Below are 23,890 nucleotides of genomic sequence, written 5' to 3'. Positions count from 1 at the left end.
TACTCGGTTTAAAGAGTTTTGGAGGGATAGCTAATGAAGAACAACGTGATAAAAGCAGGGATTATAGGCGGATCTTTGAATAATCAATGGGCTAGTCAAACACATATTCCGGTATTGAAGGAAAATCCTTTTTATGAAATAACGGCGATTGGAACATCAAAAATGGAAACCGCAAAAAAAAGCGCTATGATGCTTAAGGCTGCCTCTGCTTTTACAGATTATAAGGAATTAGCACAATCAAAAGATGTTGATTTGGTAGTCGTCAGTATAAAGGTTCCTTTCCATTATGAAGCTTCGCTTGCAGCCATAGAAGAAAATAAACATATATATTGTGAATGGCCTTTAGGCAAAGATACTGTGCAGGCTGAAAAACTGGCAAAATTGGCAGATGACGCAAACATTCATCATGCGATTGGATTACAGGGAAGGCAATCTCCAGAAGTCAATTATTTAAAGCGGGCAATCAAACAGGGGGAGATCGGCAAGGTCATCTCCTGCACGATGCAGGTAGCAACACAAGGAAAGGGAAGAATAACAGATGAAAAAAGCAGTTACCTTTTAAAAAGAGAAAATGGGGCGAACCTTCTTACAATCAACGGTGGTCACTCGCTTGATGTTCTTTGTCATATCCTGGGTGATTTTAAAGAATTATCAGCTGCAATGAACAGTCATTATACAGAAGCCGTTATACAAGAAACAGGGATGAAAATACCAAAAAACACAGCTGACCAAATTTTAATCCAGGGGACGCTCGTTAATGGCGCTTCAGCCTCTGTCCATATTCAGGGCGGAGTTTATCCAGCTTTTCAATTAGAGATTAGAGGGGAAAAAGGTGTTTTGCGTTTAACACAGCATCATTCCTCAGGACACGTACAATTTGGCAATCTCAAAGTCAAAAAGATTACACATCCTCATAATTTGTTAAATGCTGAAGATGTTTATTCTGAAGAAGTAAAAATTTCCCCAGTAAAGGATCATGGTGCAAGAGGCTATGTTGAAACTGCTTATACTATTTTAGCGGAAGATATATTTGAACATAAAAATCAAATCCCAAACTTTCATGACGCTGTCAAACTGCACCGGTTGTTAGACGCCATTCGGAAGTCGGCAAAGACCGGTAAAAAAGTACTCTTAAAAAATGAGTAGGAACCGTATATCTTTTATTTACATGGTCCTTGCACATGCTGATCAAGCTTGAGAAAATTGTTATCCTAAAAACATGTACAAAAGCGAGCTCGACAAAAGTTAGCCCCAAAGGTTTATATACATAGACCTCCTTAAAAGTTTAGCGGCCCAGGGAGGTTACATCGTATTATAAGATCAATTAAGTTTACTTAAACAGTATTCTTAATTGATCTTTTTTATCATTAGTCTTAGGCAGAGAAAGCTATCAGTCAAATGAGGATGAGTAGGGGGATTCCTTGGAATAAGACACAGTAATCCTAGATTTCTCTAAAAAAGTCCTTGCTGATTAATCTATTTGAAAAAAGAATTAAATATGAAATTTAGATCAATTAATTTCTTTGTGAGATGGGTTTTTTATGTAGAAACAAAGGAGAGAAAAAGAACTTTATTATATATTTAAAGTTTAAATGGTTTATTTTTCTTTAATAACAGTTTATATACCTGTATAATTTCTTGGTGATTTTATATAAAGGAGGATAGTATTGGATTATTTGAAAAAAAGATAGCTAAAATGAATTTGAATGAAAAAATTCCATTGGTTAGAGCCACTGCTGCTGATTTTGCTAAGCAAAGAAATTGGAAAAAGGATTCAAAATTAACTAAAATTAATCAAAGAGATGTGTATTTGGATTCGAAAACAGGCAAATACTATGCAGTGGACACCCAACATGGTAGATTTGAAGTTGTTAATAAAAGAGGGAAACATCAAGGAGAAGTGGACTTTAACTTTAACTTAAACGAAACTAAACCAGCTGACAAATCGGGACGTCATGATTTAAAAATGAACTAAGGAAGTGAAAATTAAAATGAACGATCTAGTCTACGAAACTATAGATAAATACTACAGAAACAATAACGAATCAGATTATCTTACTAAATGCCGCGAGCAGTTTGTAATACCAGAAGCAATAAAAAAATTTTCCGAGAATAATAATATGATAATCACAGACGTAAATTTTGGTGAAATATGGCCGTCGTCAAAATTAATATTTGAGTATGAAGACTACACAAAAGGGGAATTTGAAGTTACTTATAGTACCATTTTAATGCTATCTAAGCTTGCACCTTTATTTTATCTTCAGCACGAATTTCAAGTTGAAAACAGAGATGTGAATAGAACTGTCCCAACTCTTGAGGGTTTTGATACTCAACCTTATAACACTAAACAACAAGAATTTGAAGATTGTGTAAAAGAATATTTTTCAAAGAAAGAGTTCATTGAATTATCCTATTCGGAGATGAACGAGGTTGTATGCGGGCTGGATTTTAAAAAAGATGTCACGTTTTTTGGATCACAAGTAACAGTAGAGAATGCATTGTTTTTTGATCTACTAGAAATTTGTCCAGACTAAAATACAGCAATCTTGTGTTATTCAAATAAAAAAGAAAAAGTTAAAGGTGAATAAAATAAAGTAATGAAAGAGGAGGTATCCAGTATCCTCCTCTTTCATATAGATTGGTTCCATCAAAGTAAGGATTATTTTTGCGGTTTCTCATATTCCATTGCATGATCGCTGCCAGAGATGCCTTAGTTGTTGGATCGACAACAACTCCTACAGTAACCAAAAGTGTTAGCACATTTTAAGTCTTACTTACCAGTTGATTCTAGTTATTATAAATTTGACCCAACGCAACGACTTTACTGGATGTATAACCGCAGAAGTCATTTCCTTCAACTAACACGTTTTGTCCAATTTGTGGTCGATTCATCTGTACATCATCTGCATTTTTAGAGCTTCGAAAAAACCGCTCTTTTATTTCGGCGATAGTGGTGTTTTTTAAATGTAGCGAGGTTTTAAACGAACATATAAACCGTTTTCTTGTAAAAAAGGTTAAACTCCAAATGTTGTGGATGTTAGCTTGATGGTCATGTTCGGAAACCGACATGATATAAAAAAACATACCAACAAGCTTTGGTATGTTTTTTCTTAGGAAATCCCTAATTAATGAATATTAGGTTTTCTAAAATTACTGCCTTTGACTTCAGCTACGTCATATACAGTGACAAAAGCATTTTTATCAACTTCATTAATGATTTCCTTTAATTTGGTGTCTTCTAAACGGTTGATGACACATGTAATTTCTTTAAACTTTTCGTGGGAAAAACCACCGTAAGCTTCTTTATATGTAGCACTTCGGCCCAATTGATCGCGAATTGTCTCCACCATCAACTCAGGTTCTGTTGTAATAATTTGAAAGGTTTTAGAACCGCTTAATCCTTCCTCGACAACATGAATGACTTTGGACGCAATATAGTAGGCGATGACTGATAGCAATGCCCCTTGCAAGCCAAATACAGCGGAAACAAAAATAAACACAAAAAGGTTAAAGAATAGAATGAGATCGCTCGTTCCAAATGGCAATTTGCGCGATAACAGCACAGCAAGCATATCAATTCCGTCCAATGCTCCGCCATTACGCAGCGCCAGCCCCATTCCAAAACCAAGGATGATCCCTCCGACAACAGTGACTAACAAAGTGTCCCCTTCGATTATAGCCGGAGTGTGGTGCATAAAACTTGTACCTGCTGCAAGTGATGCGATTCCGATAATCGATAATAACGCAAAGCTTTTCCCGATTTGCTTATATCCCAGCCAGACAAACGGGATGTTTAGAGCTGCGATAAGTATACCAAGCGGCAAGTCAAATAGTTGTGAACCAACAATGCTGAGTCCTGTCACTCCGCCATCAGATACATTGTTAGGAATCAGCACTGTTTCCAATCCATAGGCCGCTATGATTCCTCCGATCATGACCATTATAACTTTGAAAATCATTTTCGCTTTAAATTTCTTATGTTTTTCGATTTTATTCATGCCATTCCTCATTTCAAATTTTACGTTATATTTAAATATACCATAACAGTTTTTCTAGGTTCAAAAGTTCAATCACGTTTTTTGAGCGGCTGCTGCAAATACCGATCATTACATTGGATTAAGGTAACCCTTTTAGACTTGGAACATTCATGTGCCAGTGGTTGGAACTATTTTGCAAGCACCCCGTTTCCGCAACTGGTGAATAACCAATAAAGGCCCTAATGTTTATGGACATTTTCCGGCCAGACAAAAGGATTGTCGGCAATAGAACGAAGCATTTGATTCTTCTCTCTCCAAGATGAATGAATCCTTAACTTTATTGGTTTTTCACCCCCCATTCACATAACCCTTCTAAAACCGGCAATAGTGATTCCGCTTTACCAGTGAGACTGTACTCGACCTTTGGGGGAACTTGAGGGTACTCTTCCCGCTTCACCAGACCATCCGCTTCCAATTCTTTAAGTTGTGAACTCAATGTTTTATAAGTAATAGCCCCTATTTGTCTTTTCAGCTCATTAAAGCGAACCGGTTGATTTTCCGCGAGGAGATAAATAATAACCATTTTCCATTTGCCGCCGATCACGGACAATGTGTAGCCAAAAGGTGTATCTTGAATATTTTTAACTTTGCCTTTATATTCAGCCATACTCATATTAACACTTCCCTTTCGGATAGTACCTATCAAAAAAGTGCGTACTGTTTTTTTGTTTGCGTTCATTTTATACTAACCGTAATTTGAAGTAAAGGAGACGATAACATGGCTAAAAAAACGATACGTCTGTTGATGCCGCAATGGCAAGGGGGAAACAATCCCAACTACTCTTTTGGAGCGGAACTGCTTGCTTGGCTGGCTCCTGAAAATGATCAGCCCCTTATTCATGTTCCGGTTCAAACTTATGATGGAACTCCACTTGAAAACGAAAACGGAATAAACGGGAGAAAACAACTGCTGGAACAATTGGAGGCTGCTCAGCATATCATTCATGCCCATAAGCCGGATCGCATTGTCATGTTTGGCGGTGACTGCTTAGTCGAACAAGCACCATTTGCTTATTTAAACGAACGATACGGCGGGGACTTAGGTTTAATTTGGATTGACGCTCACAGCGATTTAGTTAGATATGCAGGATATGATAACGGTCATACTTTACCGCTCGGGAACCTTTTGGGAGAAGGAGATGAAGAGTTCGCAAAACATGTGAACATTCCCCTTAAACCTGAAAATGTCTTTATCGCGGGATTAGCAGCTCCTACAGAAGAAGAAACAAACGCGATATCAAAAGCACTTCAAAGACAAGGTATAGTTCCCACAGAACCAGACACTGAAGTGATTCAAAGACTTGGGATTAGAACTGCCGGAACTAAAGAGTTAATGACCAGTACCAATTCTATAAAAGAATGGATAAAAGAAAGCAACATCAAGTATCTGGCCATACACCTTGATTTAGACGTGCTTGATCCGAAGGCGTTTCGTTCTTTATTATTCGCCAATCCTGAAGCACCTGTAACTTTTTCTCCTGAGGGAACAATGCAAATGCCGCACCTGCTTCATCTTCTGAAAGAACTCTCTTCCGAAACAGATGTAGTTGGATTAGGTATAACCGAACATTTGCCGTGGGACTCTATTCATTTGAAGAAATTGCTTAGTGAAATCCCTATTTTAAATCAATAATTTCATAAACGGGACAACAACAAATTAATGGAGTCGGTAACCCTCCATAAATAAATACCAAGGGGTCATAACCCTTGGTATTCCTATGATGCGGCCGAGAGACTTGAACTTTCGCGGGCTGCGACCCCATTAAGTCTTCGACAAAGATGATTCGGCCTAACCATTCGGCCTGCCTTTTTATTTCCCGCTCGATCTTTAAGATGCTGCATAAATGACGGCTCTGATTCCGACCTTTAACTCCTGCATGGGGTTGAAGGTGGATTTATATTTAATTTTCCAGCCTCTTTTTCATCACTGCCGCCAATTGCTCCGCATTGGGATCTCCTTCATTTTGCAATTGATCAATGATGTTCATGTAGTCTGTATCATTTCGGTTTTGACTTAATTTATATGCAGCCTGAATGTCTTCCACCTTAATCTTAAACCCGACAATCGCTTTCAGTTGTCTTTCTAAAAGTTGAGGAGAAAGGTTATCCCATAAAATTGGATTTTCTCGGTGTTTTTCGTATTTTCCCATCATAATTGTTAATTCTTCTATTAATTCATCTCTCTCTAGAATGCTTGCTTGACCGTATATATGGATGGCTTGATAATTCCATGTCGGCACTTCCTCATGCCCATACCAGGAAGAAGAAATGTATGCGTGCGGCCCCTGAAACATAACAAGCACATCTTGACAGGTTTCAAAAGTTCTCCACTGCAGATTTCCAAAAGAGACATGGCCGGTGATATAGTAATCATCACCTTTTTTATTGAACCCCAAAGGCAAATGAGTAGCGATTGGCTTCCCTTGTTCTGTCGTAACAATCGTGCCAAAAGAGTTTTTTTGGACAAAATCCAAAATTTCATCAACATTTTCGACTTTAAAATATTTTGGAATATACATCGTCATCCTCCTTTCAAAAAAGTTATAGGAGTGTTTTGGTCATGATCAAGTCCGTTTGTTCTTCATCTCCCATATAAAAAGAGTGAGCACCGGTTTGAACAAACCCCATTTTCTTATAAAAAACAATTGCGTTTTCGTTTTTTTCCCATACGCCCAGCCAGATTTTCTTTTTATTCAGTTCCTTCGCAATTTCCATAGCTTTATTGAACAGATATTTGCCAAGCCCATGTTTTTGAAACTCGTTCTTGATATAAATTCTCTCAATTTCAAGTGATTCATCACCCATTTTTTCAGTTTGGGCCTCATCAGTATTGACCTTTAAATATCCAGCGATTTCATTGTTACAATAGACAAAAAAGAATTGCGAAGCGCTGTTGGATAGTTCTTTTTCTAATTGTGTTAAGTGAAACGCCTTTTCCAAATAGGCCTTCATATTTTCCGGCGAGTTCTGATGCTTAAATGTCTCATTAAATGTTTCACAACCAATTTCTTGAAGCTTTTGTAAGTCTTCAAGGGTGCACCTTTTTATATTTACTGTCATTTCAATCTGCCGCTCCTTTATGCCGTCAATAATTTCTCTTGTTCCCCTTTTTCACAAACTCCCAGTCTTTTTCTACATTTTTTCTTACTCTTTGAAGAAGATTGAAGATGGTCTCCGCTTCCCCCTCGGAAAACCCCTCTAATGCCACACAATTCGAATGATCATTTTCTCTTTTTATAAAAGGAAATACCTCATTCCCCTTTTCCGTCGGAAAGAGTTTTTTTATTTTTTTGTTATATTCATCATCTCTCCGTTCAATAAAGCCTTTCATTTCAAGTTTTTTTATAGCGCGGGCTGCGGTGGTCCGGTCCACTTTAATCATTTCAGCTAACTTCTCCTGAATGATTCCCGGGTTTTCGCATATTCGGACAAGGTACAAATATTGCCCTTTTGTCAGGTCATGTTCTTTAAATTCGATATTGCTTATAGAATCCAAAGCCCGGGCAATCATTCCAATTTCACGAAGAATATCCTTCATCATAAACTCCTTTCGAACATGTTTTTGTTGCAAATACAACATAAATGGCGTACATTAAATATACCGAAATTTTGTTGTATTTGCAATAAAAATAAAGAGGGCGAGTTAAGTGAAATATGTTTTTTATGTATTAGGAATTTTAATCTTAACCCTTGGGATTGCTTTTACGATTCAATCAGATCTTGGCGCTTCGCCTTTTGACGCACTTTTGGTGGGACTGTCCATACATGTGGGGCTTACTGTGGGAAGTTGGGAAGTCATCATTGCTTTGCTATTCATAGGCTGCAATTCTTTTTTAAAAAGCCAAAGACCGGAAGTTTCAGGGATGCTAACGGCGTTTATAACGGGGATCGGCATTGATATGTGGCTTTTTTTCCTGCACTTTTTTATCACACCAGAACAATGGTGGAGCAAAGTGATTTGTTTTGGAATCGGCTTGGTTGTTACAGGTTTAGGAACCGCGACATACTTATACACAAATTTTGCTCCGATGCCAATTGACCGATTCACATTCATCATAAAAGAATTAACGAGAACCAACATATTTGTTTCGAGAACCATCATTTACCTCGTCTTCTTGACAGCGGCCGTCATCTTAAAAGGACCGATTGGCATCGGAACTTTATTAACCGTTTGTTTAGGAGGGCTTGTTCTTCATTTTTTTATGCCGTTTGCTGGAAAAGTATTAGGCCGCTTTACAGACGCTCGTATATTACGATAAGAAATGTTTTTAATGCCACTCCCTACTTTTTCACAGAACTTTTATTGAAAATTATCAATATGATTCCGGAAGCTATTAGACTTACAATCAAGGAAGAGAGAGATAATCTAAATATATTTTTCACTCCATTAATGAACAATGACCATAAAACATATATGGTGATTGCACTTAAAGTAAACATTCTGAACCATCTAGGTATTGCGAGCCAAACTTTCAATAGATAAGTTGAGAGTTTCCCCATTTTGCGCCTCCTTGTTATCTATTCGACCTTTTACAAAAGCCTAACATAGTTAAAAACAAAAAAGAAAAAAATACCAAGGACTCATAACCCTTGGTATTCGGTGATACTGCCGAGAAAACTTGAACCTTCATGGGGGGTTCCCCCATAAGGACTTCAATAAAAGTGAAAGTATTTTGTCCGTTACAAAAGTTATTTCAAGCATTTGAAATTTGTATTTTGGGCATAAAATGTTACTGTTCAAGCAACATGAATGTGTTCTTATCGAAACGAATGAGGGATTTATACTAAGTTTTTGTCTTGGACTCCCGAATTGAATGCATCCGGCTTATCTTTTACCTCCACGAGACCATGCCACCACAGGAATGAGTAATAAGGATAAAATTCCTCCAGTAAGTGATAATGTTAGATAACTTGAGCCTGCCACAACCATTCCGGACAATGCTCCGCCGGCAGCTCCTGACAACGCAATCAGAACATCCACCGTACCTTGTGTTTTCGCCCGTGTGGCCGTTTCAGTTGAATCAACTATCAGTGCAGTCCCGCTTATCAAACCAAAATTCCACCCTAATCCCAGCAAAGAAAGAGCAATTACGATAAGAACCATAGAATCTCCCGGTGCAAATGCTGCTATTAAGCCTGCCAGAAGCAGCGTAGTTCCAGATGCAATTGCCATTGCAGTACGTCCCAACTTATCAACAAGAACCCCTGTAACAAGTGAAGGGAGATACATGGCGCCTATATGAAAGCCAATAACAAGACCGACAGCACCCAAGTCATGTCCATGATGTCTCATATGAACTGGTGTCATTGTCATAATAGCGACCATTACAATTTGGGTAAGAACCATAACTGCCGCACCAACGATTACACCTCTTTTGTTTTCTGTGTGTTCAGTTGTTGTCAAATGTCCTTTATCACTTGGCTCTTGCTTGCTCGATTCGATTGTTCTTGCGATAACTAATGGATCTGGACGAAGCATGATGAATAGGACAACACCTGCTAAGATATATGCCGCCGCGGCTAAAATGAAAGGGCCCGCTAATGACGGAACACCGATAGAATGGGCGAAACCCCCCATCACATTCACTAAATTCGGACCCGCAACCGCGCCAAATGTTGTCATAACCATCGTCACACTGACAGCAGTCGCCCGCTGCTTACGATTTGCCAAGTCCGTACCCGCATAACGAGCTTGTAAATTTGTCGCTGTTCCAGCACCGTAAATAAGCAATGAAGCAAATAACAAGAAAATACTATTTATGATTGCTGCAATGATAACTCCTATTGCTCCAAGACCGCCAATCACAAAACCGGCTGAAAGGCCTGCACGACGACCATAGCGTTGAGAAAGTCTGCCTACAAATAAGGCTGCCCCCGCTGATCCTAAAGTAAATAAAGCTGTCGGGACCCCTGCGTAAGCATCCGTTCCGAGCATTTGCTGAGCAATAAGGGCACCGACAGTAATTCCTGCCGCCAGCCCTGCACCGCCAAAAATTTGTGAAACACTTACCACAAATAATGTACGCTTGTATAACGTTTTTTGTTTTTCTGGGGAACCAATGTAGCTTTGTAATGAAGCTGATTGAACGTCTAACGATTTTACACTTTCTTTGTGCAGCATGATCTAACCTGCCTTCCTTGATCAACCTCCAACTAGATTTGAATCATCATAACACGCGCAAAAAAACCATACAATATTGAAATTGTATGGCGGACAATAATTAGGCAAGATCGTTTAGCAAGCGCCTAAGGATTATTAATCCTTTTTCAAGCTCTTCGAGCGTTTCTGGTGCACATACAGAAACCCTTACCGCCCTTTCCGGACAACTATTCCCAACTACGAAGCGTTCAGCCGCATACACTTGCACTCCATGTTCAGCAGCTAATTTTTCAAATTCAGCACCTGTAATCCCACCCGGTAACAACAACCACCGAAAGATGCCTGTTTCACCACCTAAACACGTATAGTCAGCAAAATATCGATTTGCGATTTGGTTTCTGCAAATCGTTTGTTCACGATGCCCCTCAATTAAGACTTCAAATTGATTTGATACAATCGTGCGCGCAGCAAGTTCTGCTAATAGCGGGGAAACCGTTATATTTAAATTATAAAGCGCCCTCGAAACCGGCTCCTTAAATTGATACGGCACTGCAACATACGCCAGTCGCAGCCCCGGTACCAATGATTTAGATAAACTTGCGATATGGATCACCTGTTCCGGCGCGAATGATGCAAGGGCTGGAAGTGGATTTTTGCCAAGAAGATGGTACGATGCATCTTCAATAACAAACAAATTATACTTTTTTGCAATTTCTGCGATGACCTTTCGATTCTCTACAGACATAAAGGAAGCTGTCGGGTTATGGTAATCCGGGATCAAATAAATGCCTGTAATGTTTTCATTTTTATAAGCATATTCAAGTGACTCCGGCTTCATTTCACCGTTCTCGGATTTTATCGGTACGATTTGCACACTTAGCATTGATGCAACAGTTTTTAATCCGGGATATGTATGATGATCAACACCAATGCGGTCTCCAGGCTTACAAAGACCCGCCAATGCGGCAGCGATCGCATTTTGTCCCCCATTTGCAAATAAAATGTGCTCAACGGTTGTTTCAAAACCGCCTCTTCGAATTAGCTTTACAGCTGCATCCTTTTGCCAAAGGCTTTCGCCCGCCCGGCCATAACCAAACCATTTTTCATAATCTGTCTCTTGCAGCATGCTGCTCAAATGGAGCATGAGCGGCTCGTAAGAAGCATGATCCGGCAGTGTTGCGCCCATTTCAATGAGCTTTGGCTTTGTATCCTCAAGTAAATACGCATTCGATAACGCATCATACGATACAAATGTGCCGCTCCCAACAGTTGCACTTAACAGGCCCTTTAACTCACACATTTTAAACGCCTTTGAAATGGTACTCAAATTTAAATCCAAATAATCAGCCAGTTCCCGCTGAGGAGGAAGCTTTGTTCCAGGCAATAAAACTCCGTTTACTATATCCTGCTCCAATTGCCTTGCAAGTGCTTTATAAATGGGCTTTTCAGTTTTATCAATCGATGGCTTCCAGCTCATCGGATAGTTTTCAAAAGAATTGATCGGCATGATACGCCATCCTTTTTTCGTTCTATTATATGGTTGTGCTGTTTATAAAACAATTATAAGAAATGACGGACAAGTTAGACTGCGACTTTAAGTAATAGGTACTAAATCGAAACATCAGGTGGAAGTCCGGCTTTTATAAAAATTGCAACAATTCATTTTTCTTGAATGTTGGACTTTTTCAATGTAGTTTGCTACTTTATAAAAACCGTTTTTCGCCTTTTTGGCATAATTTTTTAGCAATCACGGCTCTTTCAAGTATGTACCGGAGTGCTTGTTAAGCTAATTTTTTGGCTAACGCCGAAGCCCAGTGCTGAGTATGGAAACTCTTTGATGTTTAGGATTATCATGAGCGCCATGATATGAATTTCTTTTTGAGACAGTTGTCCTACAGATGGATAGCTAACAGTCTGGGTGATATTTCTTTGTTGTGTCTGCGCTGTAGTAGAAGCTGCACTTACACTAGGAGCTAAAAACAAAGACAATATTGACATAATCTCAAAAGAGTGCAAGTTTATTTATAGAAGTATTAAACTAAGGAGCCAATAACAAATCATGAATAATGTTTCATTAATATATAAGGAATTTGGTGATCCGCTTCAAAAATTACAGCTATATACCGGAGAAAAGCTTCCTCTTCAGCCAAATGAAATTCTTGTCAAAATGATTGCCAGTCCAATTAATCCATCAGATTTGCTTCCAATTAGAGGGGCCTATTCTCATAGAATTAAGCTGCCGGCTGTTGCAGGATATGATGGTGTGGGAATTGTCATAGATCAGGGCAAAGATGTATCACCATCATTGATTGGAAAAAGGGTCCTCCCTGTAAGAGGAGAGGGAACTTGGCAACAATATGTAACCACCAAAGCTGATTATGCAATAGAGCTGCCTCCATCAATAAGTGATAACGACGCCAGTCAACTGTATATTAATCCATTAACAGCCTGGCTAATTTGTACGGAATCATTGTGTGTTCAGCCGAATGAAATTGTGTTAATGAATGGCGGAGGTACATCTATTGCAGGTTTGTTTGCGCAAATTTCTACTATACTGGGATTCCGTTTAATTGTCATTACAAGAAACAGCCGCAAGATAGAAAAACTTCAAAAACTTGGGGCATGGCGAGTCATCGACGCTTCCAACGGTTCTATATATGAACAGATTTCTGATGCTTGCGACATCGGTGTTGACCATGCAATTGACTCTATTGGAGGAGAAAGCGGCGAACTGCTGGCGAGGACGTTAAAACCTGAAGGAACGTTTGTCAGTTATGGTCTGTTGTCAGGTATACCAAACGATTGGAGAAAGCTTCACGATGTATACCATGTATCACCGCAATTATTCGCCTTAAGACTTTGGAATGAGAGACATTCCGTTTCTGAATACCGCAATCGCTTCTCGGAGGTGATTAAGCTCGTTGAGAGCGGAAGAATGGTCATCAATGCCCCAGAAAAAATATATGATTTTGAAGATTTTTATGATGCGTTGAAGCATTATGAACAGCCGGGTTTGAATGGAAAAATACTGTTGAACTTTGCAGTGAAGAAGAAGATGTAACACTTGATTGATTTTCATTAACAAATTCGAGATGTGGGAGGAGAAAATGCAATTGCCCCATTCCTTTTGTCGATCGAGCTCAACAAAATACAGTTCCATAAATACAAATCCGAGGTCAATTCCGAACGGGATACTGTGTACTTCTTCCTCGGTGAAGGAGATGACTGCGCATATGTTAGCTCCTGACGTTGATCTGACTACATATGATCAATGATGACTCAAGAAAACAGAAACATTGCATAGCTTAATATGGAAGTACCGAAAGTGAAAGGTGGCAACTATTCTTTCATAAAGGAACAAAAAGCTAATTAAAGTTGGTTATTTTAATAGACTTGCCACCAGTCACGTTATGTAAAAAAGCTGACAAAAATTTCACCAATTTTATCGCAGGTAGAGGTTTCTGCTGATAAATTTAAACTTCGTAATGAGGTTAAAAAAGAAACTGTAGAAGATATACAGGCGAAAAATATAAAAATAGACAAGCAAATAGAGAAAAGAACGAGGTGACCTTTCCTTTTTGCGATACGACACGTTCACTATTGCTTTGTTGTTTTTGCTTAATCTGATTTTTTAAAGAAATTTATTGACATCAAAAATATGATCATGTTATTATTAAATATTTGATGAAAAATCGAATATATGGTAATCTTAAGAAGGATACCATATATGGAGGTGGATGATATGTTTCAAATTGGCGACAACATTATTTATCCAATGCAAGGAGCAGGTATAATTGAAGCCATAGAAGAAAAAGAATTCTTAGGGGAAAAACAACAGTATTATGTCATAAAAATGTCAATCAGTAATATGCAAGTTATGATTCCAACGGGTAAAATATTGAGTTCAGGTATACGACCTGTTACTGATATACTTGCATTAAAACACATTATACACATTTTCCAGCATGGAGAATCAGATCGGTTACTGCCGTGGAAACAAAGGTTTAAAGTAAACACGAACAAAATAAAAACGGGTAAAATACAAGAAGGCGCTGAAGTTGTACGTGATTTAATGCGTATGAATAAAGAAAAAGCACTTAATGCAAGCGAAAAAAAAATGTTGGATAATGCATATGAATTTTTGATTAGTGAACTGGAAGTAATTAAAGGAATCACTGAAAATCAAATAAAAAGTTTCAGTTAAAGTTCATTATAGATAATATATTGCATCCAAAAAAACATCCTGTAATTTCCGGTAACATTATGATAATTAAAAGTAAATCATTTCAAAGACGTTTAACTTCTTCAACTTATTTTTAGAACATTAACCTCTTTTGTTATTCCTACAATTAATCCATTTTTATAACTTAAATTTCTTCTACAGAACATTTACAGTTTATCAAAAAACTCGATTAAATCGTCACTTGATTTTTGTAATCCTGATTCACACTGGCACGGACAAGGAGCCGTAAGGATGGAAGAGAGGCAGGGCTTCCATTGTTTTAGGTATATCTAAGTGATGATTTCTAGAAGAAAGAACAATCAATCTCACCTTTATCTTTAAGAATTTTTTTTATTCACTTCGGCAGTGAATCGTTTATCTTCCTTTCATAAAAGAGATACGCGAGTTGGTAACATCTAAATATATGGACAACAATAAAAAATGATGGAATTTCTATAACTAGATTACTTCTATTAAGATTGAGTCTTATGTAAAAATTGAAGTTGGCAGAATTCTTGTAGATGGACCAGCTGTTATTTTCATTGATCCAAAATATCTAAAAATTGTTGAATGAACGAAGAAAAGGATGATTCTTTACGAAAAGGGATGATCCTTTTTGTTTGATGTTTGATGCCAGTGATTTGTAGGACTTAGATTGCGAAGTCTTGTACTTAAATTAACGAGCAAGTTAGTGAAAAAAAATAAAAAGTAATTGCATTCGAAAAAAAAATAAATATTTTATATACATTCCGCATATTGTCAATCCAGTATGTTATACTGTAAACAACCTTTGAAGCGTTAAATCTTTTTCTATTACCTTTTACTACCTCCCTACTCGAACGTTGAGTAGGGTTTTTTATTAAGCATTATACAGAGAACATAAAAAAAACAGGCCCTATATAAAGAGCCTGCTTGTATAAACGATTGAAAATTAAGCAACTTTTTGAACGTTAGCAGCTTGAGCTCCACGAGCACCTTGCTCAACGTCAAATGTTACTTTTTGACCTTCGTCTAGTGATTTGAATCCGTCACCTTGGATTGAAGAAAAGTGTACGAATACATCGTCTCCATTTTCACGTTCGATAAAGCCAAAACCTTTTTCTGCATTAAACCATTTAACTGTACCTTGTTCCATTTTTGTTGCCTCCTAGTGCGTTACCACACATTGTATTACTATCCTTGCCCAAAGTATCATCAAGACGAAAAGTCGATATTCATACTATCCTTTACACCGAACAAAAATAATTCTTCTTTATCATAGCAGGAAACGGAAATAATTGCAATTCATATTTTTGTTTTATTCATGGCATTATTTCCTAAATGTGGATGTCAGTGCAGAAGCGGAGTCTCAATAATTCTGCATTGAATTTATAACATGTCTAACAGGTCTAATAACCATGGTTTAAAAACACCGTGAAAATGAATCAGAGTGTCTTCAAACCTTACTAGTAATGTCCTCAAACAATCAATGCTCACGGACTAAATAAACCGATTCCCTAGGGGAGCAGGGAGAGCGTTTGGCCCGATAAAGAGCCGGGTATAATTTTCATACGCATTTGTATCCCGGCTGGCTCTGCTAATAAACATTTAATCGAGCTGGAAATCAGCTTCTCATTTCCAATGATTTTATAGAAGAATAGGAAAGATACTTGTCATTTATAGTGGATGACGCAGGGACTTCAAAGGCAATAAAACGTTTTCTAGATCATCATAGGAGGGAAACATTAAAAAATGAATGAGCAAAACCTAAGGACTTTGAGAAAACTGGTTACACCTTATGAAAAGTCCGATTTACAAAAAAGTATTTCTCAAATCATTAACACATTGGTGCCATTTTTCCTGTTATGGTGTTTGGCATATAAGAGCTTGTCGATTTCTTATTTCCTTACATTAGCGATTTCTGTTGTTGCGGCAGGTTTTTTAGTGAGAACCTTCATAATCTTTCATGATTGCTGCCACTACTCCTTTTTTAAAAACAAAATGGCGAATCGAATCCTTGGAACAATTACAGGAATTCTGACTTTGCATCCTTTTGATCACTGGGGACGCGACCATTCTGTCCACCATGCGACAAGCAGCAACTTGGACAAACGCGGTACAGGCGATATTTGGGTACTGACCGTTGAAGAATATAAGGAAGCCTCAACTAAGACAAAAATAATGTACCGTTTGTACAGAAATCCGTTTGTTATGTTTATGATTGGGCCGATTTACGTCTTCGGGATTACCAATCGTTTTAATCGTAAAGGGGCAAAACGCAAAGAACGGATGAATACGTATGTAACGAACGTGGGAATCGTCGCTTTGACAGCACTTTTATGCTGGGCTATTGGCTGGCAAAACTTCCTGCTGGTTCAGGCGCCAATTTTTATGATATCGGGATCTCTCGGAATTTGGATGTTTTATATTCAGCATACGTTTGAGGATTCTTATTTTGAAGAAGATGAGCATTGGGAATATGTAAAAGCAGCAGTTGAAGGAAGCTCTTTTTATAAGCTTCCAAAAGTCATGCAATGGCTAACAGGCAATATCGGTTTCCATCATGTTCATCATTTAAGCCCGAGAGTCCCAAACTATAAGCTTGAAGAAGTGCATAACAACATTAAACCATTGCAAAACGTTCCGACCATTACACTGGCAACAAGTCTTAAGTCATTAAAGTTCCGCCTGTGGGATGAAGAAAGCAAAAAATTTGTTGGTTTTAGCCACTTAAAAAAAGCTTCTAAAAACCAAATATCAGCACACCTAAGAACGGATTAAACAACTCCCCATAATCGATGATAGCAGGCAGTGTATCTTGCAAAATAAAAGTGCAGACTCGCACAACGGTTTTGTGCAGAGGTCAGCACTTTTTTAGTGCCAAATATACTTGCATACTTCACCACACGGTACATTTATTGCCGTATTTTCTGCAAAAAAATAATACTAAAGGTAGTTAAACCCTCGGTATGATTGGTATGCGGCCGAGAGGACTTGACCCTCACGGGGTTGCCTCCACTAGGCCCTCGATAAAGTGGAAGCTTATCACGATTTATGAAAGCTTGTTTTCATGGTATCTCTTTACACCAATTACATAAAACTTCATTGTTTTTAAGAATGATGAAGTAAAAATGGAGTAAGCTTTTCAAACGAATTTCGTAAAGCTTACCAAAGTGGTTCTTAAGATTTTTTTGTTTTTTAAAATGGTCTATCCATGAGATTGATAACAAAAAAAAGGTTTCACTATTGTCTTTTTTTTTCGTTAATTCGGACCCTCGACCAATATCCTGGAGTTATTTTTATTTGACGGAATCCTCGATTGAACCCTTTTATATTTGTTGTAAAAGCTCGTGCCTTCACAACAGAAAAGTCTAAATATAATTCAATCCTTCCAATGATCATATTCTGTTCTTCTTGCTCGTTCTTTGTATTTTTCAATTTGCTCTTCGGTTGAAATTTCAGAGAAAAATTAGCCGAAATAAAAGGAATTCCTCACTTTACGAATGAAGCAACTGAGGAAATACTTTTAGGGTACAAATTAGATGGAATACATGCAAAAATCATTAATAGCGCATTAAAATAAAGCAGGCATATGCCTGCTTTAAAATTTATACTGGTTCAAATTCTATAACCTTGCTTTCCCTTTAATCCAGTGTTTTCCTATCAAGGCCTAAACAATCGTTTTCCCCACTCCGAGGAATACATTGGAATCCCAACTAAAAGACCATCGCCTCTTAGTCACTCACATTAACAATGATTATAAAATGTCTCAAGGAACGATCAACAGCCGCTACCCCTGATTAAAGATGATCTGTTACCACACTGTTACGTTAGAACTTCCACTACTTTGATATCCCTCTGTCGCTAAGACTTGATAAGACCAAATACTACCCAGATTCATTCCATGACTCTTCCATGCTCTAACATGATTGCTGAAAGTGATTTTAGCGTTGCTTCCAGTTGGTCTCTTCGTCTGGCGAACACTCCAGTACTGCGTGAAAGTAGTTTTTTCGCCATCAATGGAAGGTGCATTATAACGTGTAGTTGTATATATGTCATATGTGCCGCCATCACTTTTTACAGTACCTTTATACGTTCCAGTAGGTCTATAAGTACCCCATGAATCCACTACATAATATTCTATGAGCGGTGCTCTCGTCCAACCATATAAAGCCAAATATCCATTGCCATTCGGCGCCCAAACTCCGGCATTATAGTTTATTGTCCTAGATGGCGAACCTGTAGTCCAACCTTTACCAACAACGAAATTTCCGGTATTAGACCAATTAACGCTGTAATTCCCGCCAGGCCCATTAACAGCGTTTACTGTTCCGCCGCCATCAGTCCAATTTTGCCAGTAGTCTGGACTAGCTGCAGAGGCGGTTGCCGAAAACAAGCTAATACTCATTAAAGCTGCCGTTAATCCAACTAAGAAATTCCTTTTAAACTTAAACATATGTTACCTCCTATAATAATTATTCTGACTTTGACATGAGGTAGCACCCGTATAGATTTAAAACATTATTAATTACTAATGCCAAAGTTTTTGATCGTTCTCTTCAATATAATACCATGAATTCATGAGTGAATATCATAAATAAATGTAATTTAATTACAAAGACCTAAAAAATCACATTATAAGTGTTCTTGTAAAACTATAGCCTTATCCTCTTTTCGCAGAATCATAAATCTGACGGATTAATATTTGTAATTAATAACTATTTATACCATTTCGTATAAAGGAGATATACATGAGAGATTGTGAAGTCATTGTAGCTGCCCCAGGTGGTGCTCCTGACTTTGAAGCTGTAATGGAACGTTTCATGTCCAAAAAGTCAGCTCATCAGATTGTTTACTGTGTTTTCGATGTTTCTACAAAGACAGTCGGTCAATCGCCAACAAGCCGCTCACTGTGGCGTAAGACAGTTCTGAATTCACTTGAACTGAATCATCCTATCGAAGGAATTCAAGGAAACGGACTAGCTTACTTTGCCTTGGTCAAAGAAAAAATTTCAGAGGGAATCGTGCTCAAGAAAGCTGACTCGCCTGATGAAATTAATACACGTTCTCATTATTGGCTGAAAGTGATCAATTATCATTACACCGAAGTCGTTATTACCGGCACACCAAAACGGATATAAAATTTTCCCCATCCCGATAGAACTGCAGCTGGGTTTATGGAATTCATGCCACATGCAGAACGAAGTAAGTTCCACTCTATGAAACAAGTAAAGTCTGAATCTGATGAATATGTATTTATTGAGCCTATTTTTCATTAAAGTAAAAATACAACAACAAAACAAAAAATACCAAGGGTGTCAAAACTCTTGGTATTCCTATGATGCGGCCGAGAGGACTTGAACCTCACGGGTTATTCACCCACTAGGCCCTCAATAAAGTGGAAGCTTATCACTGCTTATGAAAGCTTATTTTCATTACATCGTTGATTACACAAAATTTGATTGTTTTTTATTAATTATGGAGTAAAAATGGAGTACGAACTTACCAAAGTGGTTCTCTATTCCCTCTTTATTTAACAAGGTCTATCCATGTTTAAAGCAGCTAAAGATTTTTTAATTTTAAAGGCGAAGGTATGTTGCAAATCTTCAGAAGTTAAAGCTTTATCATGTATCCTCTAAAGCCTGTTCTGCTTCATCAAGCAAATAGAGCGCATCCTGCATAGAATAAATCCCCCCTTTTTTTTTCATGAACAAGAATTAATACACCAAAGAATAGGTGAAAAGTCCTCGAAAAACTATTGTGAAATATTTGAAGAGGTTCTTGAAGAGTGGTTTTCTGCTGAATTGATTCTTTTAAGCCAAGGTGGTGATGGTACTGATGACCTTGAAATGAGAAAAGAATTGTACGGGTGGCGTTTTGTTGAGGCATTGAATAAAGAATAAGCGCTACCTCTTCCCTTCTGCTCAAGATACATATTGCTATGCTGTGCTTATTCTTTCTTAGCGTACAATAAAGCTCCCTCGTAGCAAAGGAGCTTAAATTAGAGAGCTTTATTTAACTCATGTTTAATCCAAAGTTCGAAGTATTGAGTAGCTTCATCTTCACTTAAATCTTTACTTGTTATCGAGAATATCTTACAACCGAATGGATCGATTTTTGAAAACTTCAAAGACGGCTCATCCATTGCATGATCCTGAAAGTTAAAATACACGTCCCAAACATCAACATCTAGTCTCTTTAATCCTACTGCTTCAAGATCTAATCCATTTTTATCGTAACTAATATGTAGATGTTGCGTTTCATCATAATTCATTAGGAAACCCTCCCTTTAGAAAATGATATGATGTTTTTTCATGTTAGGCGGCACATGGTAATGAAGTTTATAGGGGCCTCCCGTCTTAACTGGATAATAATCTAATCTGAAAATTGGTTTTCCGGTAGATTTTAAACGAACTTGAATAATTCTGCCACCACCACCGGGGCCATCAATCTTATATTTACTCGGCGCCTTTAAAGCTTTTTCAACATATGGTCTCGCGATTGCCCAACCTTTTTTCATTCCAGACCTGCCAACTTTGCTAATTAAGACCCTTAAAGCTGTAGCAACAATTGGCACCCACATCGGCTTTATTTCAGCGTCCTTAATCTCTTGTTTGGCAAGCACCTGTTCTAACTGCTGAAATACTGGGTCTTCTATTAAAAAATCAAACTCTTTTTCAAACTTTTCATTATCCAAACTTTGAATGTCCTTTTTATTGATTGTTGAAATTGATGATATTCCATCAATGTTTTTTGGAAAAATCTCATTCAATGTATTGAGAGTTGAGTTGAAATCAATGCTTTCATCCTCTTTCCCCTCTTCAATTGCTTGAGATAATGGACTTAGAACACCCATAACCAACACAAAGACCAAAAGTGAGACAATAGTTTTAATAAACTTTTTCGCCATATTTGACCTCCTAGTTAATTATTTTTATTCCAAATATATCAATATATGGTATGAAAATCAACAGCTAATTTTACTTTAAGTAATCAAGTATTGCGTGGATGGTGTTTCCATTCTGCTCAAGATAAATAGGTTTTATTGAATCAAAAAAATCCTGTCTTTAAAGTGACATGTTCCTTCCTCAGCATCAATAAATGCAACATAATCTTTGTTTTGGATTTTCAAAATTTCATTATAATGCTACAGCTATAGGAACAGAGAGTTTATCAGCATTTAAAAAACTGCAAGGTCGACAGCAAGCCAAATTATTACTAAATTCAGCAATACACAATAAATAAACACATTCGAGAATATTTCAAAAATGCTGATCTACAAAAGATCTCGCACACCCATATCATCGATTTTAGAAATCACTTACTCGATAAGAAACTGAGCAATAAATCCGTAAATAATATCATATCCACTTTAAATAAAATATTCGAGACAGCCCAAAATGAAAAATTTATTCAAAACAATCCATGCAGCAAAATCAAACAACTCCCTCTTGATCGAAAAAAGATGAAATTTTGGAGACCGGAGGAATTTAAAAAATTTATCAACTTAATTCCTGATGATCAAGTCATTTTTAAAACATTTTATGCACTAGCCTTTTTCACCGGAATGAGGTGCGGTGAAATGTTAGCCCTCCAATGGAAAGACATAGACCGAATATTAATGGAAATAGATGTTCGCAAATCTGCAACATATTTAAACAAAGAGTTTATAGTGACGTTACCCAAAACAAAAAATTCTATTCGGCGCATAAGCATTAATAGAAAACTTTTCTCTCTCCTAGACTATTGGAGAGAGAAACAAGAGGATTTATTTAAAAAACTCAATATTCTTCATTCAGATGAGTCCTATATTTTTCAATATAAAGACACTCCATCATCAAAGGACATTTTCAGTCGTAAAATTAAATACTTCTGTAAAAACAACAATAGATGTATACGGACACCTATATCCCAATAAACAGAAAGAAATGACGGACAAGTTAGACGACTTATTTTAAGTAAGTGGGCACGGTGTGGGCACAGGAGACAAAAAACTAGATGAATATAAAAAATACCAAGGGCGCTTAAACCCTTGGTATTCCTATAATGCGGCCGAGAGGACTTGAACCTCCACGGGTTATTCACCCACTAGGCCCTCAACCTAGCGCGTCTGCCATTCCGCCACGACCGCATGATATGTTGTTTTTAAAGTGCGGGTGAAGGGACTCGAACCCCCACGCCGTAAAGACACTAGATCCTAAGTCTAGCGCGTCTGCCAATTCCGCCACACCCGCGTGAAAAAACAATGGTGAGCCATGAAGGACTCGAACCTTCGACCCTCTGATTAAAAGTCAGATGCTCTACCAACTGAGCTAATGGCTCAAATATAATGGCTGGGCTAGCTGGATTCGAACCAACGCATGACGGAGTCAAAGTCCGTTGCCTTACCGCTTGGCTATAGCCCAACATATGAGAAATGACCCGTACGGGATTCGAACCCGTGTTACCGCCGTGAAAGGGCGGTGTCTTAACCACTTGACCAACGGGCCATATGAAGTCAGCATCATATTTTCCTAATGGCGGAGAAGGAGGGATTTGAACCCTCGCGCCGCTTACGCGACCTACACCCTTAGCAGGGGCGCCTCTTCAGCCACTTGAGTACTTCTCCATTGGCTCCACAGGCAGGATTCGAACCTGCGACCGATCGGTTAACAGCCGATAGCTCTACCACTGAGCTACTGTGGAATGATCAGACTCATTTTATTATAAATATGTCGACAAAATGTGTCAAGAAGAACAATTTGTCTTTGTGTCTCGTCTTGCGACGGCTTTTATAATTTATCATAGACAAGCCTGATCAGTCAACCCTTTTTTATGATTTCTTTTATTTTCCCTCCGCACTTGCCGCAAACGTAACGGCTTGTATCCATTTTCCGCTTTCGGAGAAACGTTTGTCCGCATGCTTCGCACTTGTATGTGCGTACTTTTCTTTGCGGCTTTTTCTCTCCTGCGAGCGGCGTGCAGAATCGCGGCGCACCGACTTCCTTTAATAGCGTTCTAAAATCTTTGTCGCGGTGCTTGTAGCCTTTTCCTTCAAGATGGAGGTGGTAATGGCACAATTCATGCTTGATGATGCCTTCAAGCTCATTTTGCCCGTGCTCTGTCAGGTATTTTTTATTCAGTTCGATATTGTGGGAATTCAGCAAATACCTGCCTCCGGTCGTTTTCAGGCGGTTGTTGAAGTAAGCGCGGTGCCGGAACGGTTTTTTAAAATATGTGAGCGATAGCTGTTCTGTCAGCTGCTGCAGTTGTTGTTCGTCCATTGCTTCGGTCCACCTCATTTTTAAAAACATTGAACAGGACAAATTCCGGGCGGCATAAACTAATACACAACACCCATACTCTTATGATAAGAGCCTGAGGAGGGATGAGCAATGCCGAATTGGCTCAAAAGCCAGATGCAGAGAGCTTTTTATGAAAAAGATCATTACCAGATTAAATTGCTGAATCAGTGCTGGTATTTTTACAGAAAAAAACACTGCTGATAGACAGTGTTCATCGGAGCCCGAACGGAATTTCTTCTGTTTCCTCATCATCTTCACCGGTCCT

General features: G+C 38.1%; 22 protein-coding genes, 7 tRNA genes and 2 pseudogenes. 12 read left to right on the top strand and 19 right to left on the bottom strand.

The annotated features are described in order from the left end of the window. Positions 1–33: 33 nt before the first annotated feature. From M1D67_RS03075 to M1D67_RS03065, 3 genes are all read left to right on the top strand, one after another. Positions 34–1,146 (top strand): Gfo/Idh/MocA family protein, encoded by a 1,113-nt coding sequence (locus M1D67_RS03075; protein WP_105980738.1) that lies wholly within the window; start codon positions 34–36, stop codon positions 1,144–1,146. Positions 1,147–1,696: 550 nt separating this feature from the next. Then, complete coding sequence (locus M1D67_RS03070; protein WP_039073247.1) at positions 1,697–1,975, top strand: colicin E3/pyocin S6 family cytotoxin; 279 nt, start codon at positions 1,697–1,699, stop codon at positions 1,973–1,975. Positions 1,976–1,991: 16 nt separating this feature from the next. Then, a complete protein-coding gene (locus M1D67_RS03065; protein ID WP_039073246.1) occupies positions 1,992–2,537 on the top strand; it encodes a hypothetical protein in 546 nt (181 codons plus the stop codon). Between the two features lie 591 nt (positions 2,538–3,128). Here M1D67_RS03065 and M1D67_RS03060 read toward each other — a convergent pair. After that, a complete protein-coding gene (locus tag M1D67_RS03060) occupies positions 3,129–4,001 on the bottom strand; it encodes a YitT family protein (RefSeq protein ID WP_025810048.1) in 873 nt (290 codons plus the stop codon). Between the two features lie 316 nt (positions 4,002–4,317). Then, positions 4,318–4,653 (bottom strand): winged helix-turn-helix transcriptional regulator, encoded by a 336-nt coding sequence (locus M1D67_RS03055; RefSeq protein WP_105980737.1) that lies wholly within the window; start codon positions 4,651–4,653, stop codon positions 4,318–4,320. 105 nt (positions 4,654–4,758) lie between these two features. On the opposite strand from M1D67_RS03055, the gene M1D67_RS03050 reads away from it, so the two are divergent. Further along, entirely contained in the window at positions 4,759–5,673 is a 915-nt protein-coding gene (locus M1D67_RS03050; protein ID WP_105980736.1) for an arginase family protein, read from the top strand. Positions 5,674–5,941: 268 nt separating this feature from the next. Here M1D67_RS03050 and M1D67_RS03045 read toward each other — a convergent pair whose 3' ends face one another. From M1D67_RS03045 to M1D67_RS03035, 3 genes are read right to left on the bottom strand one after another with little or no spacing between them, the layout of a single operon-like run. Beyond that, the gene (locus M1D67_RS03045; protein ID WP_105980735.1) at positions 5,942–6,559 is read right to left on the bottom strand and encodes an FMN-binding negative transcriptional regulator; all 618 of its coding nucleotides are present in this window, start codon (positions 6,557–6,559) and stop codon (positions 5,942–5,944) included. A 22-nt stretch (positions 6,560–6,581) separates the two neighbouring features. Further along, the gene (gene paiA, locus M1D67_RS03040; protein WP_039073244.1) at positions 6,582–7,100 is read right to left on the bottom strand and encodes a spermidine/spermine N(1)-acetyltransferase; all 519 of its coding nucleotides are present in this window, start codon (positions 7,098–7,100) and stop codon (positions 6,582–6,584) included. 25 nt (positions 7,101–7,125) lie between these two features. After that, positions 7,126–7,578, bottom strand: coding sequence for a MarR family winged helix-turn-helix transcriptional regulator (locus M1D67_RS03035; RefSeq protein ID WP_023857834.1), 453 nt, complete (start codon positions 7,576–7,578; stop codon positions 7,126–7,128). 109 nt (positions 7,579–7,687) lie between these two features. Here M1D67_RS03035 and M1D67_RS03030 point away from each other — a divergent pair, with 109 nt between their 5' ends. Next, complete coding sequence (locus M1D67_RS03030; RefSeq protein WP_050820807.1) at positions 7,688–8,299, top strand: YczE/YyaS/YitT family protein; 612 nt, start codon at positions 7,688–7,690, stop codon at positions 8,297–8,299. A gap of 566 nt (positions 8,300–8,865) precedes the next feature. On the opposite strand, the gene M1D67_RS03025 is transcribed toward M1D67_RS03030, so the two are convergent. Together M1D67_RS03025 and M1D67_RS03020 are read right to left on the bottom strand one after the other, a co-directional pair. Further along, positions 8,866–10,164 (bottom strand): MFS transporter, encoded by a 1,299-nt coding sequence (locus M1D67_RS03025; protein ID WP_105980734.1) that lies wholly within the window; start codon positions 10,162–10,164, stop codon positions 8,866–8,868. Between the two features lie 97 nt (positions 10,165–10,261). Next, positions 10,262–11,647: an aminotransferase-like domain-containing protein gene (locus M1D67_RS03020; RefSeq protein ID WP_479831580.1), complete on the bottom strand. Its 1,386-nt coding sequence runs from the start codon at positions 11,645–11,647 to the stop codon at positions 10,262–10,264. 552 nt (positions 11,648–12,199) lie between these two features. On the opposite strand from M1D67_RS03020, the gene M1D67_RS03015 reads away from it, so the two are divergent. The 3 genes from M1D67_RS03015 to M1D67_RS03005 all read left to right on the top strand — a co-directional run bounded on the left by M1D67_RS03015 (position 12,200) and on the right by M1D67_RS03005 (position 14,936). After that, positions 12,200–13,201 carry a zinc-dependent alcohol dehydrogenase family protein gene (locus M1D67_RS03015; protein WP_219192361.1) on the top strand — a complete coding sequence of 334 codons (1,002 nt, stop codon included), beginning with the start codon at positions 12,200–12,202 and terminating at the stop codon, positions 13,199–13,201. Positions 13,202–13,882: 681 nt separating this feature from the next. Then, a complete protein-coding gene (locus tag M1D67_RS03010; protein ID WP_023857841.1) occupies positions 13,883–14,344 on the top strand; it encodes a CarD family transcriptional regulator in 462 nt (153 codons plus the stop codon). Positions 14,345–14,825: 481 nt separating this feature from the next. Continuing rightward, positions 14,826–14,936, top strand: a complete 111-nt coding sequence (locus tag M1D67_RS03005; protein ID WP_095323767.1) for a BC1881 family protein — start codon at positions 14,826–14,828, stop codon at positions 14,934–14,936. Between the two features lie 357 nt (positions 14,937–15,293). On the opposite strand, the gene cspC is transcribed toward M1D67_RS03005, so the two are convergent. Beyond that, positions 15,294–15,497 carry a cold shock protein CspC gene (gene cspC, locus M1D67_RS03000; RefSeq protein ID WP_023857842.1) on the bottom strand — a complete coding sequence of 68 codons (204 nt, stop codon included), beginning with the start codon at positions 15,495–15,497 and terminating at the stop codon, positions 15,294–15,296. Between the two features lie 596 nt (positions 15,498–16,093). Between cspC and desA the strand changes: the two genes are divergently transcribed. Continuing rightward, entirely contained in the window at positions 16,094–17,122 is a 1,029-nt protein-coding gene (desA, locus tag M1D67_RS02995; RefSeq protein ID WP_106071074.1) for a Delta(5) desaturase DesA, read from the top strand. Positions 17,123–18,155: 1,033 nt separating this feature from the next. Here the strand turns inward: desA and M1D67_RS02990 are convergent. Beyond that, entirely contained in the window at positions 18,156–18,797 is a 642-nt protein-coding gene (locus M1D67_RS02990) for a glycoside hydrolase family 11 protein (protein WP_035337139.1), read from the bottom strand. A 301-nt stretch (positions 18,798–19,098) separates the two neighbouring features. Between M1D67_RS02990 and M1D67_RS02985 the strand changes: the two are divergent. Beyond that, a pseudogene (locus M1D67_RS02985) lies at positions 19,099–19,611 on the top strand (ATP-dependent DNA ligase); the annotation flags it as partial. Positions 19,612–20,342: 731 nt separating this feature from the next. Here the strand turns inward: M1D67_RS02985 and M1D67_RS02980 are convergent. After that, positions 20,343–20,615: a DUF3986 family protein gene (locus tag M1D67_RS02980; RefSeq protein WP_023857848.1), complete on the bottom strand. Its 273-nt coding sequence runs from the start codon at positions 20,613–20,615 to the stop codon at positions 20,343–20,345. 15 nt (positions 20,616–20,630) lie between these two features. Further along, complete coding sequence (locus tag M1D67_RS02975) at positions 20,631–21,251, bottom strand: hypothetical protein (protein ID WP_105980731.1); 621 nt, start codon at positions 21,249–21,251, stop codon at positions 20,631–20,633. Positions 21,252–21,518: 267 nt separating this feature from the next. Between M1D67_RS02975 and M1D67_RS02970 the strand changes: the two are divergent. Further along, positions 21,519–22,299, top strand: a pseudogene (locus M1D67_RS02970) (tyrosine-type recombinase/integrase); the annotation flags it as partial. A gap of 89 nt (positions 22,300–22,388) precedes the next feature. Here M1D67_RS02970 and M1D67_RS02965 read toward each other — a convergent pair. The 8 genes from M1D67_RS02965 to M1D67_RS02930 all read right to left on the bottom strand — a co-directional run bounded on the left by M1D67_RS02965 (position 22,389) and on the right by M1D67_RS02930 (position 23,604). Continuing rightward, a tRNA-Leu gene (locus M1D67_RS02965) sits at positions 22,389–22,472 on the bottom strand. Positions 22,473–22,492: 20 nt separating this feature from the next. Continuing rightward, positions 22,493–22,575, bottom strand: a tRNA-Leu gene (locus M1D67_RS02960). Between the two features lie 12 nt (positions 22,576–22,587). Further along, positions 22,588–22,663, bottom strand: a tRNA-Lys gene (locus M1D67_RS02955). Positions 22,664–22,671: 8 nt separating this feature from the next. Further along, positions 22,672–22,746, bottom strand: a tRNA-Gln gene (locus M1D67_RS02950). 12 nt (positions 22,747–22,758) lie between these two features. Further along, positions 22,759–22,830: transfer RNA gene (locus M1D67_RS02945), tRNA-Glu, on the bottom strand. A 28-nt stretch (positions 22,831–22,858) separates the two neighbouring features. Further along, positions 22,859–22,949, bottom strand: a tRNA-Ser gene (locus M1D67_RS02940). Between the two features lie 2 nt (positions 22,950–22,951). Beyond that, positions 22,952–23,026: transfer RNA gene (locus tag M1D67_RS02935), tRNA-Asn, on the bottom strand. 116 nt (positions 23,027–23,142) lie between these two features. After that, complete coding sequence (locus M1D67_RS02930) at positions 23,143–23,604, bottom strand: SprT family protein (protein ID WP_479831579.1); 462 nt, start codon at positions 23,602–23,604, stop codon at positions 23,143–23,145. Between the two features lie 111 nt (positions 23,605–23,715). On the opposite strand from M1D67_RS02930, the gene cmpA reads away from it, so the two are divergent. Further along, the gene (cmpA, locus tag M1D67_RS02925; RefSeq protein ID WP_023857852.1) at positions 23,716–23,826 is read left to right on the top strand and encodes a cortex morphogenetic protein CmpA; all 111 of its coding nucleotides are present in this window, start codon (positions 23,716–23,718) and stop codon (positions 23,824–23,826) included. Positions 23,827–23,890: the final 64 nt, after the last annotated feature.

The sequence above is a fragment of the Bacillus sp. PK6-025 genome (assembly GCF_056530265.1).
Note: the sequence above shows the minus strand (reverse complement) of the source record. Positions and strands in the feature narration are given on the sequence as shown.